This window comes from Microcoleus sp. B7-D4, from assembly GCF_036705125.1.
In the GTDB taxonomy this organism is placed as follows: domain Bacteria; phylum Cyanobacteriota; class Cyanobacteriia; order Cyanobacteriales; family Microcoleaceae; genus Microcoleus.
This window is the reverse complement of sequence record NZ_JAUBTT010000046.1, coordinates 17435-35076: the sequence shown is the minus strand read 5'-3', so window position 1 is coordinate 35076 and position 17642 is coordinate 17435. Positions and strand designations below refer to the sequence as shown.

16 protein-coding genes are annotated in these 17642 nt (G+C 47.0%); 11 read left to right on the top strand and 5 right to left on the bottom strand.

Annotated elements, in window-relative coordinates; all coding sequences use genetic code 11:
• Window positions 1–41 precede the first annotated feature (41 nt).
• From QUB12_RS19100 to QUB12_RS19085, 4 genes are all read left to right on the top strand, one after another.
• Window positions 42–1262 carry a heparan-alpha-glucosaminide N-acetyltransferase domain-containing protein gene (locus QUB12_RS19100; protein WP_333307998.1) on the top strand — a complete coding sequence of 407 codons (1221 nt, stop codon included), beginning with the start codon at window positions 42–44 and terminating at the stop codon, window positions 1260–1262.
• Between the two features lie 109 nt (window positions 1263–1371).
• Window positions 1372–1746, top strand: coding sequence for a hypothetical protein (locus QUB12_RS19095; protein WP_333108395.1), 375 nt, complete (start codon window positions 1372–1374; stop codon window positions 1744–1746).
• 18 nt (window positions 1747–1764) lie between these two features.
• Window positions 1765–2100, top strand: a complete 336-nt coding sequence (locus QUB12_RS19090; RefSeq protein ID WP_333057897.1) for a hypothetical protein — start codon at window positions 1765–1767, stop codon at window positions 2098–2100.
• A gap of 201 nt (window positions 2101–2301) precedes the next feature.
• Complete coding sequence (locus tag QUB12_RS19085) at window positions 2302–2550, top strand: DUF433 domain-containing protein (protein WP_333142077.1); 249 nt, start codon at window positions 2302–2304, stop codon at window positions 2548–2550.
• Here the strand turns inward: QUB12_RS19085 and QUB12_RS19080 are convergent.
• Window positions 2528–2722: a hypothetical protein gene (locus tag QUB12_RS19080; protein ID WP_333142076.1), complete on the bottom strand. Its 195-nt coding sequence runs from the start codon at window positions 2720–2722 to the stop codon at window positions 2528–2530. The genes QUB12_RS19085 and QUB12_RS19080 overlap by 23 nt on opposite strands.
• Window positions 2723–2793: 71 nt before the next feature.
• On the opposite strand from QUB12_RS19080, the gene clpP reads away from it, so the two are divergent.
• Complete coding sequence (clpP, locus tag QUB12_RS19075; protein ID WP_006635758.1) at window positions 2794–3402, top strand: ATP-dependent Clp endopeptidase proteolytic subunit ClpP; 609 nt, start codon at window positions 2794–2796, stop codon at window positions 3400–3402.
• A 296-nt stretch (window positions 3403–3698) separates the two neighbouring features.
• Here clpP and QUB12_RS19070 read toward each other — a convergent pair whose 3' ends face one another.
• Window positions 3699–4697: a hypothetical protein gene (locus tag QUB12_RS19070; protein WP_333142075.1), complete on the bottom strand. Its 999-nt coding sequence runs from the start codon at window positions 4695–4697 to the stop codon at window positions 3699–3701.
• A gap of 1719 nt (window positions 4698–6416) precedes the next feature.
• On the opposite strand from QUB12_RS19070, the gene QUB12_RS19065 reads away from it, so the two are divergent.
• Entirely contained in the window at window positions 6417–8783 is a 2367-nt protein-coding gene (locus QUB12_RS19065) for a ribonuclease R family protein (protein WP_333142096.1), read from the top strand.
• Window positions 8784–9159: 376 nt separating this feature from the next.
• On the opposite strand, the gene QUB12_RS19060 is transcribed toward QUB12_RS19065, so the two are convergent.
• The gene (locus tag QUB12_RS19060; RefSeq protein ID WP_333307996.1) at window positions 9160–10716 is read right to left on the bottom strand and encodes a tetratricopeptide repeat protein; all 1557 of its coding nucleotides are present in this window, start codon (window positions 10714–10716) and stop codon (window positions 9160–9162) included.
• 490 nt (window positions 10717–11206) lie between these two features.
• On the opposite strand from QUB12_RS19060, the gene QUB12_RS19055 reads away from it, so the two are divergent.
• The 4 genes from QUB12_RS19055 (at window position 11207) to QUB12_RS19040 (ending at window position 15004) form a co-directional block, all read left to right on the top strand.
• On the top strand, window positions 11207–11845 hold the full coding sequence (locus QUB12_RS19055) for a flavin prenyltransferase UbiX (protein WP_333142073.1): 639 nt from the start codon (window positions 11207–11209) through the stop codon (window positions 11843–11845).
• Window positions 11846–12251: 406 nt separating this feature from the next.
• Window positions 12252–13463: a transposase gene (locus QUB12_RS19050; protein WP_333142072.1), complete on the top strand. Its 1212-nt coding sequence runs from the start codon at window positions 12252–12254 to the stop codon at window positions 13461–13463.
• Window positions 13464–13545: 82 nt separating this feature from the next.
• Window positions 13546–14430, top strand: coding sequence for a LapA family protein (locus QUB12_RS19045; protein ID WP_333142071.1), 885 nt, complete (start codon window positions 13546–13548; stop codon window positions 14428–14430).
• A 22-nt stretch (window positions 14431–14452) separates the two neighbouring features.
• Window positions 14453–15004, top strand: a complete 552-nt coding sequence (locus QUB12_RS19040) for a shikimate kinase (RefSeq protein ID WP_333142070.1) — start codon at window positions 14453–14455, stop codon at window positions 15002–15004.
• 936 nt (window positions 15005–15940) lie between these two features.
• Here QUB12_RS19040 and QUB12_RS19035 read toward each other — a convergent pair.
• Window positions 15941–16384, bottom strand: coding sequence for a hypothetical protein (locus QUB12_RS19035; RefSeq protein ID WP_333142069.1), 444 nt, complete (start codon window positions 16382–16384; stop codon window positions 15941–15943).
• 65 nt (window positions 16385–16449) lie between these two features.
• Window positions 16450–16854, bottom strand: coding sequence for an NIL domain-containing protein (locus QUB12_RS19030; RefSeq protein ID WP_190741019.1), 405 nt, complete (start codon window positions 16852–16854; stop codon window positions 16450–16452).
• Between the two features lie 177 nt (window positions 16855–17031).
• Between QUB12_RS19030 and QUB12_RS19025 the strand changes: the two genes are divergently transcribed.
• Window positions 17032–17634 (top strand): thioredoxin family protein, encoded by a 603-nt coding sequence (locus QUB12_RS19025; RefSeq protein WP_333142068.1) that lies wholly within the window; start codon window positions 17032–17034, stop codon window positions 17632–17634.
• Window positions 17635–17642: the final 8 nt, after the last annotated feature.

Here is a 17642-nt window from a genome sequence, read left to right as displayed (position 1 = left end):
GTGAACAGTGAACAGTGAACAGTGAACAAATAACTTAATTTATGCGCTTCAAATCCCTTGATGTTTTTCGCGGAATTGCGATCGCCTCGATGATTCTAGTCAACAACCCCGGCAGTTGGAAACAGGTGTATCCGCCGCTAGAACACGCAGAATGGCACGGCTGCACCCCGACAGACTTAGTATTTCCTTTTTTCTTATTCATCGTTGGCTGCGCGATGTCTTTCTCGCTGTCTAAATATATTCAAAATTATCCAAAAACCGAAAGAGAAACCTCAATAATTACACAAACAAAGGAAAAATCAGAATCCCCCAAAAACCCTCTTCCTTTTTCCTCCTTCCTTCTTCCTTCTTCAAATATTTACTGGCGAATTGCGCGCCGCGCCGCGATTCTATTTATATTAGGATTGCTGCTAAATACATCTTCGATCGCCCTTGACGTACTTCTCAACAGCGCCCCAGTGGAAAACTTCGGTAAAATCCGCATCATGGGAGTATTGCAGCGCATCGGCTTAGCTTATTTCCTCAGTGCGATCGCCATTCTCAACCTTTCCCCCCGCAATCAAAAACTGCTCGCTGTTGCCGTACTTTTGGGCTATTGGGGCGCATTAACCGTATTTGCTGTAGGGGGGTACACTGCCGGCGAACTCACGCCAGAAGGGAATTTAGGAGGATATGTCGATCGGCTAATTCTCGGTAGCCAACACCTGTACAAAGGCGGGCCCTTCGACCCAGAAGGATTGTTGAGTACCTTACCCGCAGTTGTAACAGTCCTGATCGGCTACTTTACCGGAGAATCGCTGCGAGTACAGCCAATCACAACCCGCACCAGTATCAACTTAGCAATCTGCGGCCTCAGTTGCGTGGTAATCGGCCACTTGTGGGGATTGTTATTTCCGATCAACAAACAACTTTGGACGAGTTCCTATGTAGTGTTTACCGCAGGTTGGGCGTTGCTATTGCTAGCATTTTGCTACGAAACAATTGAAGTGCGGGAGTGGAAATGGGGGAGGCCGTTTGAAATCATGGGATTGAATGCTATTTTCCTGTTTGTTGCTTCCGGTATTGTCGCCAGAATCCTGTTGAAAACTCATATCGGTACTGGTGAAAATGCTCCAACAACTTACACTTGGATTTATGAAAACTGGTTTGTGCCGTGGGCGGGGCCGCTGAATGGTTCTCTAGCATTTGCCGTGACTGCGGTATTATTTTGGTGGTTAATTTTGTATGGGATGTACCGCCGTGGTTGGGCGATTAAAATTTGAATGGTGGGTTGTTAAACAAGCGCGTTTGCTGGTAAGTGGTGAGCAAGGGGCTTGACAATCAAAAGCTTTTTTTAGTATAATGTTTATATATTTTTTTACGGTTTTTGACGTGGATATTCTAATTGAGTCAACAAGGGAATTTGAGAAAGATATTGCGCTGCTAAATGAAGATGAGAAAGCCGAAGTAATTCAAAAAATTAATTATTGTGCCAGCCTTTTTCCTACTCAAAAATCAAATGTGTATCGCAAGCTGCGTCGTCTCCCGCTATCGTCAGACCTGAATGGTTACGAGTCTTCGCTTTATACGCTACGAATTTCTCAAAAACTAAGAGTGGTTTTGGCGGTTGACGAAGACCCAATTTTTGGGCAAGCTATTTTTACTCTTTTTCGAGCAATTCAACACGACGAACTCGATCGAGCGTATAAGGGTGTAGCAGAGTCTTTGTATCAAGACCTACTTCAGCGCGATCGAGAAACTGCCTAGATATAATCAGCTTAAGTTATGGCGCAAAACCTTATTCTCTGTGATGAATATGGCATTATTTACGAAGCTATGAAAATTTTGCCAGATGACGAGCTAAAGATTAGTTTTCTGGAAGCTTTAGCAGAACTTGAAGACCAGGAATGTCACAGGACGAGACAATTTCCCAAAACGAGACTGCATAAAGTTAAGGGTGTGAAGCAGGCAGTTTATCGTGCTGATATTGATAAAGTCTCAGGCTGGCGCATCCACGTTCAGTACGTCAACGGACAGATTCATCTCAAGGATATTATTGAAGGGCAAAGACACGACAATGTAATTGAGGTGATTAAATCAAAGAAATCCCGCTACCAGTAATCCTAGCGGGAGCATCTCACCTTTGCGGCCAAGCTAGAAATTGGAGTTTTGAGGCAGGAGGCAGGAGGCAGGAGGCAGAAGGAAAGAGGAAGAAGGAAGGAGCCACAAGAAGGAAGGAGCCAGAAGAAGTATTTTTACAAATATGAGATGCTCCCATCCTAGCAAAGATATAATCTATAAAAATCCAGTGGGGATTTAGCGATGGAAACTAACAGATCGTTCGAGCAAAGTGATACCTGGAGTGAAGAAGATTGTCTTGATGTCACAGCCTTTTCTTTGCAATACGCAGCTACTATCTTTCATAGCGACCCCGATATTTTAGGTGGAACTCCTGTCTTTATTGGTGCTCGCGTCCCGATCGAGACTGTGCTTGATTATCTCGAAGCTGGTGATTCTGTCGATGAATTTTTAGACCATTTTCCGAGTGTCAGGCGCGATCGAGCGATTTGAGTTCTCCCAATGATACGATCGCCACATAACAAAGTTGATTGATGTCCGCTTCCTCAATATCGATCGCCTGCAGGATCGGAAATCCGATCGCACCCCCGCCACAACTTCCACAAATTACCGCCCCAACCCCGCCCAGTTCAAGGATTTTGCCGATTTCTCGATCGCACGCCACCGATCGCTAACTATAACTGAGCCCTAGTCGCTAAAATTAAAAAAAGATACGTAATAGGCAGGCAGGCGTCAATGATCCCAACAGTTATAGAACAATCCGGTCGCGGCGAACGCGCCTTTGACATTTACTCGCGACTCCTGCGCGATCGCATCGTCTTCTTGGGCCAACAGGTTGACTCAGACTTGGCTAACCTGATCGTTGCCCAATTGCTATTTTTAGACGCCGAAGACCCGGAGAAAGATATTTACCTCTATATCAACTCCCCAGGGGGTTCGGTAACAGCAGGTATGGGCATTTTTGACACGATGAACCACATCCGCCCCGACATTTGCACTATTTGTCTCGGTTTGGCCGCCAGCATGGGCGCTTTTCTGTTGAGTGCCGGCGCTAAAGGCAAGCGGATGAGTTTGCCTCACTCCCGGATTATGATCCACCAACCTCTAGGCGGAGCTCAAGGACAAGCAACCGATATTGAAATTCAGGCCAAAGAGATTTTGTACCACAAACGCCGCCTGAACGAACATCTTGCCAACCATACCGGTCAGCCGCTTTCCCGCATTGAAGAAGATACCGAACGGGATTTCTTCATGTCCGCTGAAGAAGCAAAGGACTACGGATTAGTCGATCAAGTGATCGATCGCCGTCCTTCCGCTAGCCGCCCGATCGCCGCTGTCGTCTAAATAAAAAGTTAAAAATCAAAAATGAGGAAATATTCTTCATTTTTGATTTTTAATTTTTAACGTTCAAAAGTAGCTCTTTAATGGATAAACGGGGGGCGAGAAACCGGGTTTTTTACCCTAATCTTTGGTTCTCAACCTTAATCTCTGTAAAAAACCCGGTTTCTTTAATCCGGGAGCAACGGGGGGCGAGAAACCGGGTTTTTTACCATAATCTTTGGTTCTCAACCTTAATCTCTGTAAAAAACCCGGTTTCTTTAATCTAATAGCCTCCAGCGCCTTGTTTAGTTGCCGAATTCCTAGGGCAAAGATTCGAGATATTGCAGGAAGTCGAACAATTCTTCTCGATTTAAGAAGTGCCGCGCTTCTTTGCCATAACCTTGTTTGAGATAATCTTTTCCTTGGTTGGCAGTCCAGCCCAACCGCTTGATTTCCTCAGTAGTTCTGCTGTAGATTTCCAGATATTCTAGGAAATCTACCAACTGTTCGCTAGAAAGCTCTCTCTGCGACGACTTGCCGTAATTGTGTTCGAGACAGTCAGTTTCTTGCTTCTTAGTCCATTTCAAGCGTCTGAGGATTGCCTCTATTTGGGCGATCGTATCAGAATTATCCTCGATCGCATCGCTGGGAATTCCCACTGCGATCGGTTGCAATTCCCTGACTTCGGCCGCACCCTGTAGCAGTTCACTTTGGCTAGCAGTCGGCACCTCCAGTTCCTGAAGTGGTTCGCCGTAGCTAGAAGAAAGCCAAGCGTCTGAGTCTAACTGCTTCGGTACAAATCCAGTAGCCTCCGTCCGATCGACCGTTGGCGGCAGCGGTGCAGGTACAGGTGCGATCGGCTCTTCATTTAATTTCGCTTCAGTCTTGACAAAATTGCTTTGATGTGTTTCAGGCAATTTGTCAGCAACAGGCATTTCTAGAACCGGAAGAGGAACACTGGTCGGCCCAACAGGAACCGGAACAGCAGGAGGAGGGGGAGGGGGAACAGCAGCAACCGGGGAAACGGCAGGAGGAGGGGGAACAGCAGCAACCGAAGCAACCGGAGCAACCGGAGCAACCGGAGCCGGAGCAACAGTCACGATCGCACGATCGGGCGCAGCAGATCCAAGAACAGCGATCGCTCGCAACCGGGCACGGTCTTCAGCATCCTCAACAGACTCAGCAGCCGACATAGCCGTAGCCAGAGTTTTGCCGTCAACCTGAACCAGACAGCGAACAACAAACTTACCGTGATGAACAGTCAGCAACTCACAAATTAACTGTCCAGCGGGATAAAGGGCGCGAAATTCAGCAAACATAGTTTTTTGACCCCGAAACCAGAAGGGGCTTATGACGTGAACAAACCTGACGGTCAACTGAGTACAGTTACACCGCAGGCTTCTTTTTCCTTTTTTTCAAAGGCTTTTTATAGTGAGGTAGTTCCACCCCCACTTGCTAATATAGTATCAGAGTATTTCCAGATCATCTTGGGCTATAAAAGAATAATTGTCGCTTTGGGTACCTACACCCGACGAGCCTTTCATCACGCGGGCGTAATTCCCAACGGGGTACGGGGCCCAGCGCTCTGATTAATCCCCTCTAAATATACGCCCGGGACTTCCCGGCTGGTAGTTAAGTTTAGTACACAACCACGCATTAGTTGCTTGATTCTTCAACATTTCTTGAAAACGTGAGGGCGATCGTGTAAGCCCAGGTGCTTCTCATTCTTACAGACAAGTTTGATGAAATTCTTGCGGGGAGTAGGGGTTGGGCGTCAATCGATTTTAGATTTTAGATTTTAGATTTTAGATTTAAGCATTGACCCCACGGATAAATTCGGGGGCTCCTTTATCGGATACAGGTTTTTTATTTCTGGACGGATCAATCCGGGGGCTTGTATCCTGGATGCTTTCGGTCACGCCCGCCCAAAAAGACAATTGAAATGCCCAACAGCTTAACAGAAAGCGACTCCGCAAGCTCGATCGTCCCAGAGATCGCGAAAATTTTAAAAATTACCCCAGGTCACGCTTGGCTCAACAACAGCTCAGAGAAAACAATTTTCTGAAAGCACCTATTCAACATACAATAAATTAAAGGTGAATCATCCGCGCAACCTTACACGCCACTAAACCCCATCCCACATCCGGCAGTTTAAGCTAACAAGCACCGGGCGTCATTTCTACCTATAGGAGATGACACAGCAACTAAGCAAAAGTAGTAAAAGTCTCCGGTTTTGTGTACCTGCACTTTCTACAGCACAGATTGCTCCCGACCCGCTCGTTGCACCTCCGTCCGCAAGGACTGATCGCGTGCAAAAAAACAGGGGCATCGCAGCAGCGAGCTACTAGCAATTTTGCCTTAAAGATCCGGTAAATTCTTTGCTAAAGCAAGAAGCAAGAGGCACTTCAAAAGGAAGAAGGAACAAGGCAGAAGGAACAAGGTAGAAGGAAGAAATGCAAATTTTATCCCTCTCCATGCCTCCATCGGCTCATCCTCGACTCAAGCCGTCGCTTTCAGTATCGAGCCATCTTTTAAGAACCGACAGGGGCTTTCTAATTTGCGAAGTGCTCGGCGCTGCTGACCTAAAAGCAAACAAACCAACGCTAAAAAATTGTATTGGGGAATAGCGTGCGGGACAGTTGTCTGCACCGTCAGCAGTCAGTTCAAGACAGACAGCAGACAATTCGCACGAAGCCGGTGTCGGGAGAGAATCTCAAAAAAACCTCGCGATCAAACAAGGTGGCTGTGCTCGCGTCTCCACCTATTAACCCGCGCATTTGTTGGGAAGCAGGCACTGCGAGGGCCCGAGGGGGTGCGGCTGATTCATTCTCTTGTAGGGGCAATCCCCCCGTGGTTGCCCCCATATCTGAAACCCCGACCCGCTCGTCTATGGGCTGGGCGGGCACGGGGAGTAGGGGTCGCACCGCCCCTACAAAACCCTGGTTTTTCTGAGAATGAAACAGCCCTGGGCCCGAGGGGGTGCGGCTGATTTCGCCAAAATTAGACTAATTGCTGGAAACAAGAGGATCGATCGCTACATGGAATTTTCTATCGCTGCACTGCTGGCAAATTTTACAGAAGACAAATTAGTGGCTCCTAAAGCATTGGAGAAAAAACTCGACTGCAACGACGCCACCAGTCAACTCAAACTTCAAATCGCATTAGAAGCTCTAGAGAAAATTGGCATATTAGTCAAAGACAAAGGCCGCTATCGCCGAGTAGCTGAAGACGACGTAGTAGAAGCAAAACTGCGCTGTTCGAGCAAAGGATTTTGCTTTGCAATTCAAGACGCCGAAGGCTCAGAAGACGTTTATGTGCGGGAAAGTCACCTCTCGACAGCTTGGAATGGCGATCGAGTCTTAGTCAAAATTATCAAAGAAGGTAGCCGCCGCCGATCGCCCGAAGGCGAAGTCATGCTCATCCTCGAACGCGCCAACCCCTCGGTACTCGCGCGAGTCAAGCAAACCGCCACCCCCACCGGCCGCGTCAGCTACAGAGCAATCCCCCTGGACGATCGCCTGTTGTTTGAACTAGACTTGCTCGCAAATGGCACAAATCTCCAAGAGGCGATCGACCACCTAGTACACGTCGAAGTCAAACGCTACCCCCTCGGCACCCATCGACCAGTCGGCAAAGTAGTACAGGTACTCGGTTCCGACGCCGAAGCCGCTGACGACCTCGACATCGTATGCTGCAAACACGACTTGCCGCGATCGTTCCCCGCCGCCGTCATCAAAGCAGCCGAAAATTTGCCCAGCAAAGTCAAAAAAACCGACATCAAAAAACGCCTTGATTTGCGTAACATTCTGACTGTTAGCTTCAGCAAAAACGAACCGGGAACAACCAACAGCGAAAACGATGCCCCTCAAGCGCCGGAGGAAAATCTGTCCGAAGGAGGAGGCGAAAACGAGTTTGACCCAACATCATTCCTCTCCGATCCGCCAGTAGAACGCGCTTTGTCGATCGAAACCCTGAAGCCCGGCCGCTGGCAAATAGGAATCCACATCAGCGATGCCGCCGAGTACGTGCAGCCAGAAACCCCGATCGACCGCGAAGCCCGCAAGCGAGGCACCGCCGCCCATCTGGGAGAAAAAATCATCGCCGTACTGCCAGAAACCCTCAACGAGCGCTGCTCCCTCCTGCCCGACAGCGAACGGCTGGCCTTCAGCATACTGCTCACCCTCGACCAATCAGGAGAACTCCTAGAATACGAGATTCAAACCAGCGTCATTCAAATTGACTACCACCTCACCTACGAGCAAGCTCAAGCAATTCTCGAACCAGGTGATGCCGAAGAGCACCCTTTATCCTCCGCCCTCCGTCCTTTCCTCGATCAACTCGGTGCCGCCTCACAGGCTGCCAGACAGACAAGGCTCAAGCGAGGAGCTTTTGAACTAAATTTGCCCGACGCTAACTCTCACTTCGACGACGAAGGCGAATTAGGAGCTTTTGCAACGGCTCCCCCCGCCCAGTCGGCTGTCTCCGAGTTGATGGTACTTGCCAACCAAGCCGTCGCCACTCACCTGCAAGCCTTGGGAGTCCCAGCAATTTACCGCGTCCAGCCGATGCCAGACCCGGCAGACATTCAAGAGTTCATCAAACTCTCCAACAACCTCGGAGGCGAACTGTATCTCGAAACCGAAGAAGAAGTTTTGCCCTTGGACTTTCAGCGATTTACCCAGCAGTTTGCCGGCCTGAAGTCCGAAAGAGTTCTCACCTACCTGCTAGAAGACACCATGAAGCCCGCTGTTTACAGCACAACTCCCAAGCCACACTTCGGTTTGGGGCTGTCAGAGGGTTACACGCGCTGCACTTCGCCGCTTTCCCGCTACGCCGATTTGCTGGTACTGCGGGTGTTGCAAGCGGTGTTCGAGCAAGGCCGCAGCAGCCGCACAACACGGGCTAAGGAAAAAGTTGACTTGCACCATTCCTCCTGTCACGGTCAAATTACTTGGAATGTTCTCCCGCCAGATTTGCACCACGAATTTGAGACAGAGTTTGCATCGGTAGTAGTACACCTAACCGAACGCGAAAGAGTGGCTGAGGATGCCGAAAGCGATTTGCAGGGATTGAAGAAAACTGGATTGATGAAAGAACGCACCGGCCAAACTTTCCAGGGTTTGATTACAGGCGTGCAGTCTTACGGTTTCTTTGTGGAAATTGAGGTGCGGCCGCCGGAGAGCGACATCTTGCGTGTTGAGGGATTGGTGCACGTTTCTTCGCTAAAGGATGACTGGTACGAGTATCGATCGCGCCAGCAAACTCTGGTGGGCCGCAAAAACCGCAATCAGTATCGTTTGGGCGATCGGGTAGAAGTTCAAGTCAAGAGTGTTGACTACTACCGCCAGCAAATTGATTTAGTTGCAGTTGGCGGCGGCAGTCAAGCTTTTGATGATGATGAGTAGTTAGTTGATAGTTGATAGTTGATATAGCAATCCTGAATCATTTGTAAAAATATGTAGGGGTAGTGCTACCCCTACTCCCCGTGCCTACCCCAGTCAAGGCGGGGCAACCGGGCGTGGGTTTTGCCCCTACAAGAATTACACGAATCATTTAGGATTGCTATAGTTGATAGCTAACAGTAAAGGTAGGGTGCGTCGCCAGTTTCCAACTCTCGCCTGTTTCTAACAAACGTCTGCTGTTCAGAAACCGGGTTTCATCAAGAAACCCGGTTTCTGAAGTCCGCTTCAAGAAAAATCAGGCTTTTTTGCAAATATTGCGGTGCTAAAATTCGATACTTTCCAAAAAAATCAGGTTTCTGGACTCGAGTCAGTGAAGGATCTAGAGCATCTGTGAGGAGGTGGGGTGGAAGGCTTTCCCGCACACCAAGGCGCATATTTCTAGTCTCTCCGAACAAGACCAGCTTTTGGCTAAGTCTTTTTGATACCAAACATTTTCTAGCACTTCTTTGATAGATTTGCTGCGGAGGTTGTTAAATCCTTGCCCATATTTTTCAAACAGAGCGATCGCCTGGGTCATATAAGTGTCGCTGTAATGAGCGTATTTGGTCTGAGCTGTATAGCAGCAGGGCCACAGTTCAGCGTCAAAACTAACGTAAATTTCAGCTTTCTTTTGCGACTGGCAGTTAATTTCAATGCCCTGAAAATAATTTTCTAATCCTCCATATTCTTGGACGGCTTTGCGAAAGTTGGGGATTTCTGGATTTTGATACTGGGGTAAGGAAGCCGGCTTGAGTTCTACGGAGCTTTCTTTGTTCGCTTTAGCAGCTTTAGCCGGAGCAATTTCTTGAGCGATTTGGAGTTTAACGGCTTGCTGAAAAGCTTCATTTGCTTCTTCTATTTTACCTAATTGTGTCCAAATTTTGGCTAAATTTCGATACACTCCTGAAAAATTTGGTCGAATTTCCAGCGCTTTTTGATAGTGATAAATTGCGGGTTCCCATTGTTTTTGAGAAGCATAAACGCTGCCCATATTTGCATAAACTTCGGCAAATTCTGGCTGAATTTCTAGGGCAGTTTTATAGGAGTTCATCGCTTCCTCCAGACAGTCTGTGAGCTGTAGCAGATTGCCTAATGTTTTGTGAGCGACGGCAAAGTTTGACTGAATCTCAAGTGCTTTTTGACAAGCTAAAAATGCTTGTTCTAAATTTTTTTCCGCTAAATAATCTTCAGCTTGTCGGTGAAAATTGAGAGCTGCTTTTTCTAGGGTGATGGGGGTAGAACGATCGCGCTTTTCCTGCGTCTGGGAGTCCACCTCTGCCATCGCCTCCTCCTTTTCTCCGACTTCATCAACCTCTGACAGCGCAAAGCGAGACGTTGCTTTAGCTTGAAATTTAATAAACCCCAGTCTACGGGCCAAAGCGCGAGCTTCTTCGACTTGGTGTTGATTGTGTTCAAAGACTAAATATTGCCACTCTGCTTGGCCACCGGCGCCAATAAAGGCCTCGACGGATTCCATAATCCGGTTCCAGTTTGTATTGCGACGGTAGAGGTGGTTGGTATCCGCTAATCCATCGATGGCAAAAATAACGCGATCGTCTGGTTGATTCAAAATTTTGGCCAGTTGTCGCCACCAATCAGGGCTGCGTCCGCTACCATTGGTGTACATCCAAAGGTAATTGACTCCCATTTTGTGAAAATACTTTAGCGCCGGGAGAGTGGTATTACTCACCATCGCATCCCCAAAGTTGCCGCACAGGTAAATCCAAGACAACTGAGAGCAGAATTCTTTAGGGAAGATTCTCTTAATATCTGCTATTGTCAATTCTGTCATTGGCAAAATAGGGTTCCCCGTGCGCGGACACTGAGGACAACCGGCATTACATCGGGAGGTAATGTCTAATTGCACTATTTCGATATCTTCGTATCTTAAGAACATTGTCTGCCTCCCCTGATGTTAATAAAGTAAAGTTAGTATAGCAATCCTAAATGATTCAGATAAATTTGTAGGGGTAGTGCTACCCCTACTCCCCGTGCCTACCCCCTATCTATCGGGCAACCACGGGGAGTAGGGGTCGGATTGCCCCTACAATAATTATGAGAATGATTTAGGATTGCTATAGTTCTATTGTGACACAGAGTTGGTCGTGGCTATCAGGATGTAAGATGGAGCTGGGATCTGGAACTCTGGCGATCGCAGTTAGCCTTTGTTTTTGTTAACGAAGAATAGGGTAATGATAATCCTGGCGATCACAGTCGCATACTTTCTTGTAGTATCCGGGGGTGTTGCAGGTGGCTATAGGTTTCGCCTTTTATTGTTATTAAGAGCGATCGCCACGCAATCATTGAATTGATTGATGAGTGTTGTGGCTGTTATTAGCACCTATCGCGCTATTATAATTAGTGAGCTTATTGCTGGATAATTGCCCATGACTAATTCTGTTTCAGTCCCCGCCCAACCTCTAATTGTAGGAGTTACCGGTGCATCGGGACTGATTTATGCGGTGCGAACATTGAAATATTTGTTGGAAGCCGATCGCGCGATCGAACTGGTAGCATCGAAATCTACTTACATGGTTTGGCAAAGCGAACAGAACACTCGAATGCCCGCAGAACCGACGCTACAAGAGGAATTCTGGCGGGAACAAGCAGGAGTCGCCACAATGGGTAAACTTCGGTGTCATCCCTGGCAAGATGTCGGTGCTAATATTGCTAGTGGCTCCTTTCGCACCCAAGGGATGATGATTATTCCCTGTAGCATGAGTACACTAGGCAAGTTGGCGGCTGGCTTGAGCTCGGATTTGCTCGAAAGAGCGGCCGACGTTCAGCTCAAGGAAGGGCGAAAATTGGTACTCGTGCCTCGCGAAACGCCTTTTAGCTTGATTCACCTGCGGAATTTGACTACCTTGGCGGAAGCTGGAGCTAGAATTGTACCAGCGATTCCTGCTTGGTATCACAATCCGCAAACTATTGAAGATTTGGTAGACTTTGTGGTGGCTCGCGCTTTAGACCAGTTGGGGATTGATTGCGTTCCTCTCAAACGCTGGAAGGAAGAAGAAGGGAGTTAGTTGACAGTTGACAGTTGACAGTTGACAGTTGACAGTTGACAGTTGGCAGTTGACAGTTGACAGTTGACAGTTTGTTATTTGTTATTGATGATTTGTTAGCTAAACAGACGGGAATCCCCACACTATACCGCTTCGGTTAGTGTGGGATGAAAGACGCGGTGAGGTGAGGATTCGACCCGCTAAGCAATCTCACAGGCGCAAGCATTGAGAAGTGAGCGGGTGGATGACGAGACAAACAAATTCTTCGACGTGTCAATACTTGGTGGTAAATACTAGCAATTAAGGCTAGAAACCTCTCTTATTTTATGGATAAAACATTCACTCATGCACTTGACATCAAGTAACGTATTCGGGTACATTAACACTAATTGATGCGTAGCGACTGCAATCAAACATTTACTACTCAATGAGAACTTCTTACCAGTATCGATTACGTCCAACAAAGTTGCAAGCCACTGAGATTGACAGATGGCTGTCTCTGCTGTGCGCTCAGTACAACTATTTGTTGGCAGATCGATTTAATTGGTACGAACAAAATCGTTCTCCCATCAATGCGTGTCCGCTAGTTTGCCACTTACCCGAACTGCGGGAAAATCCCGACTATTACAGCCAGAAAAAGACGTTACCTCAACTCAAGAAAACTCATCCTTGGTATGCCGGAGTTTACTCTCAAGTTCTTCAAGATGTAGTTAAGCGAGTTAAGGTAACTTTTGATCGTTTCCTGAAAGGTGATAGCAACGGGAAACGCAGCGGTAGACCTAGATTCAAGCCGCGTAGTCGTTACCGCACGTTCACTTACCCTCAAGTTAAAGACGGCTGCTTGCAAAATAACTTAATTAACTTGCCGATGTTCGGAAAAGTCAAAGTTATTTTGCACCGTTCAATACCTGATGGATTTAAAATCAAAACCGTCTCTGTCACCAAAAAAGCTGATGGTTACTATGCAACTCTCAGCTTGGAAGACTCGACAGTCCCGGAAATTAAACCAGATTTTAATCCTCAAAAAATTGCTGGCATTGATATGGGGTTGAAGGATTTTTTGACAACATCAGAAGGGGAGACGGTGGCGATTCCTCAGCATTACCGCAAAGCTCAAAAACGCCTGCGGACTATTCAGAAGCGAGTCTCGCGCCGTAAAAAAGGTAGCAGCCGGAGACACAAAGCAGTTAAGCAACTGGGGAAGTGTCACAAGAAAGTAGCCGACAAACGTAAAGACTTTCATTTCAAAACTGCTAACAATCTCTTGAAAAAATATGAGGTTGTTGCAGTTGAAGACTTGAATGTCAAGGGACTTGCTCGTACAAGATTGGCTAAATCTGTGTTGGATGCTGGGTGGTCAAGCTTTCTGTCGATTCTAATAAACAAAGCTGTAAATGCTGGTTTGTTGGTGATGACCGTATGTGCTTATAACTCTTCACAAGATTGCTCTAATTGCGGTGAAAAAGTACCTAAAAAGTTGCATGAAAGATGGCACGACTGCCCAAATTGTGGATGTAGTCTTGACCGCGATCACAATGCAGCTATCGTAATCAAAAATAGGGCGGTGGGTCATCCCGTCTTTAAAGCTCAGTTAATGTCCGAAGCAATAGCTGGAGTCGCTGAGAAGCCTACATTATAGCTGTACTCAGCTTAATGTAGGAGTATGTCACTTTTAATTAGCAATTAGCAATTACCTATTACCAATTACCAATATTTTTAATATGCGACCTGTATTTTTGCTAGTAATTGTGGTAGGGCTAACTATTTTTGCCCTGCAAAATGTGGAGCCGGCATTATCGCTGGTGTTTTTGGGAGTTCGATCGCCTGCTTTGCCTTTATCTATCTGGATTTTGCTGAGCATCGTGGTGGGAGCTATCACGTCTTTATTGATTTCTGGTTTGCTCGCTTTTTCAAATTACCTATCTCCAACGGGAGACCGCAGCGGCCGATCCAGTCGCAGCGGTCCCGATACTTTCCCAGAGGACAGGAGAACACCTTACACGCCACCTCCCCCTCCTAGAAAACAGGGAATTGACCCGGATCTGAATAGGGAAAATAGCCAAACTCAAGCTCCTGGTTCCTACCGAACTGAGTACGGCACATCGGCGGGTTACAGAGCCGGGACTTTCCTGCAAGAAACTCCGAACCCGGATGGGGCGAAGAATTACGCTCAACCGGGGACTTATGCAGCGGCAGACGATGAGGATGATTGGGTCTCAGATGGCTCAAAATCCGGCTCTCAAGGGGGTGATGACGATTGGGGGGACGATCGCGATTTTCCCGATCAACCGCAGGTAAATGATGTTCCAGCGGCAAATCCACGGGCTTACGAAGCTCAGCAGGAACCGAAAAGCAAGTCTTGGGCTGGCTCAGTATACTCTTACGGCTATCGAGATCCAAACCAGTCTGGGGTGGGACAAACAGAGTCTGTATACGATGCAGAGTATCGGGTGATCGTTCCCCCCCAAGAGGCGATACCTAAACCCGCTGATGAAACACCAATAAATCCTATGGCAGAAGCAGAGGATGATTGGGGATTGGATGAGGGTGATGAGTTTGATGACGATGATGGCCTCAGTGGCGGATCGATTAACCTGAAAAAATAGAAAAATATCGGAGGATTTGGCAGTGGATGGGTTGAGGGGAGTAAATATCTATCTTGTCGGGATGATGGGTGCGGGGAAAACAACGGTGGGGCGGATTTTGGCAAAAAAATTAAAATACCGTTTTTTTGATACTGATGAACTAATTGTTCGAGTTGCTAATCAGTCAATTGCTGAGATTTTTGAGCGAGAAGGGGAAGAGGCTTTTCGGGAACTAGAAACTAAAGTGCTCGGTGAGTTGTCTGCGTATCAAAATTCGGTCGTGGCTACGGGCGGCGGCATTGTGACGCGATCGATGAATTGGGGTTACTTGCACTACGGTGTAGTGGTTTGGTTGGATGTGCCTGTAGATCAATTGTACGATCGACTGCGTTCGGACACCGCTCGACCCCTACTGCAGGAGGGCGAGATCAAATCTAAGCTGCAAAGCCTTTTGAAAGAGCGAGAGCGTTTCTACACTCAAGCAGATGTCCGAGTCTATGCTGGTGTGGGCGAAAGGCCTGAAGCAGTGGCGACTAGGGCGATCGAGGAAATCCAAAAAGTTATCAAACCAGAAACCGGGCCTGAGCTCAATTGATACATTCAGAAAGCGATTTTCTAAGAAAATAACAGGTTTGTGGGGACTTTTGATACCAGTTCAAAAAAATAATGCAACTATACGCAAGCTCCAAACCACCACATTTATCAGTCATTCCCAAAATCTCAAATCTCAAATCTCAAATCTCAAATCGTAGGACTTCGGTGAAAATACTGGTTTTTGTCTGAGTGTCTCCGTTTAACCACCCAATATTTTGCAATCCACCGGGTTTGACTGGATGCGATGCGTAACTTTTATAAGTATGAGGATGTGGTGATGCGGAGATTTTATACAAGAACTAATGGCAGACTCATCTGATGCGTTAAAGCCGGCTATTGAGTTCTCCCTAAAAATAAAATGGCCCCACCGCTGAAGGGCTGTAGGGCGCAAGGACAGTTAAACGCTAACTTGATTGTCGGGAAATTTAGCATCAATGCTATCCTCCTATGTGACGATTTTACGATCGTCCATTCCCTCATCAACTCTCTCGTATCAAAAAATGTAACCCAGCACCGATCGAATTTAATCTGTCCTATTCTAAAAAAAATACCTCATGCATTCTGACTAGCAGCTCCCTAAAGCTGCTTTTTTATTGGGATGAGTTTTTGGCTGCGGGACTTGCGGGATTTGGGCAATAACATTTTGAGCAACAGTCGCTACAGTTCAATACTGCCCTAGGGGTTTTCAGTTCCACTCCCGGTGTGTCGGTAATTAGTAATTGGGAATTAGTAACGCGCAACGGGGAATCGGAAATTGAGAAGCTTTACCTCACGAGGCTTGAAAACTGCTATGATTACGGCGCGGAACGGGGAATTAATCCGGGGGTGGGGGATTGAAAAAAAATAAGCTGTATTTATTGATGGGCGAGCTGATAGTTTTGGGCTACATATCCGTTGCGAGTTATAGAATTTGGTTGGATGAATTTCCCGTTCCTCATTAAGAGAATACGAGCTTGCCTGTCCTTGACCAAAACTCGATCGCTCCGCCCAACCCCACACCTGTTAAAGAAATGGTAGCTAATACCGCAAAAGCCCGCCAATTCTTCCAACCAGACATTTGAATATCGAGTCTTGCCAAAGCTCCGGCTGAAATCAAGAGTAAACAAGTAGCAAAAAGGTGCAGCCAAGCAAAAACTACCACTGCCACAAAAGCTCCTACAATAATAGAAAGAAAAGCACCGATATCACTCGAAAACCACCGCAAAATTAAGGCTTTTATGTCTCTCAGTGGGAACGACAATGCGACCGCAAACACTAAAATTGAAGCTATGGCTAGAAACCAAGTCAGGTGCGGTGGAACATCAAACTCAGATAATTTCCAGCCAAAAGTGAAATAAGTAACAAAAAGTAGAGTTAGGGAAACCCAAGAGTTTTTTTTCATCCAATGGCACAATTAGGAGAACCAGGCAAAAAAAAGATGATGAGCCCCAGGAGTGTTTACAGGGCCTATAGGTTAGTAGAAATAGCTTGCACCGGACAGGTAGGGATGCACTGCTCGCAAACGATACACCGCGATCGAGCAAAACTAAGTTTAAAGCTTTCTGGGTCAAGGGTCAAGGCTTCTGTCGGACAAACCCCCGTACACAAACCGCAATCAACGCAGATATCTTCGTCTATGAGTATTTCCCGACTGGCTAGGGAAACGCCGATATTTTGCGATCGCATCCAGTCGATCGCCGCTTCTAGCTGGTCGATGTCCCCTGATAACTCTAGCACCAGTTTGCCCACTTGGTTCGGAGCCACCTGAGCGCGGATAATGTTGGCTGCAACATTAAAATCCTTTGCCAGTCGATAGGTGACAGGCATTTGGATCGATCGTTGGGGAAACGTCAGTGTTACCCGTTTTTTCACCCTGCAAGTCCTCGGTAATTTACAAACAATCTTTGTTATCTTCTGTTTTAGCGCACTTGGCCTAATTCTGGCCTCTTCAAAAATTTTTATGAGATTGGTCTGATTATCTCAAAATGTGCTATAATCTGAATCTATTATTTAAAATAAAAACATAGAAATCCAAGCGCAATTTATTTTATGACCCAGAATTCGCCCAACTCAACTGTCGCCCCCGCCGCCAAAAATCCCGAAACAAAAGTCGCCACGCGCCTCAGAAACTTATTGATCGTGTTAGCAGCGATCGTCCTTTCAATATCCATCTTCTTCGGGCTGCAAACCCAAACGCCGTCAAGCAGTCTCACCGACATGGCAAAAGCTTCAACGCCATTAGAAACAGCTTTGGTAAATGGCAAACCGACACTCATGGAATTTTATGCTAATTGGTGCGGTAGCTGTCAGGCAATGGCTAAAGATCTGAGCGAAATCAAACAGAAATACGCCGAACCGATGAATTTTGTGATGCTGAATGTAGACAATGACAAATGGCTGCCAGAAATCACAAAATATCGAGTAGATGGCATTCCGCACTTTGTCTATTTGAACGATAAAGGCAGCGCCGTTGCTGAAACAATGGGCGAAATGCCACGCACTATTATGGAAGCTAACTTAGATGCTTTAATTGCAGGAAAACCTCTGCCACACGTCCAAGCGGCAGGTCAAGTTTCTAATTTTACTCCACCCACAGGGCCTGTGAAAACAAGTAGCTCCGACCCCCGTGCCCACGGATCTCAAGTACAGTAAATGAAGGA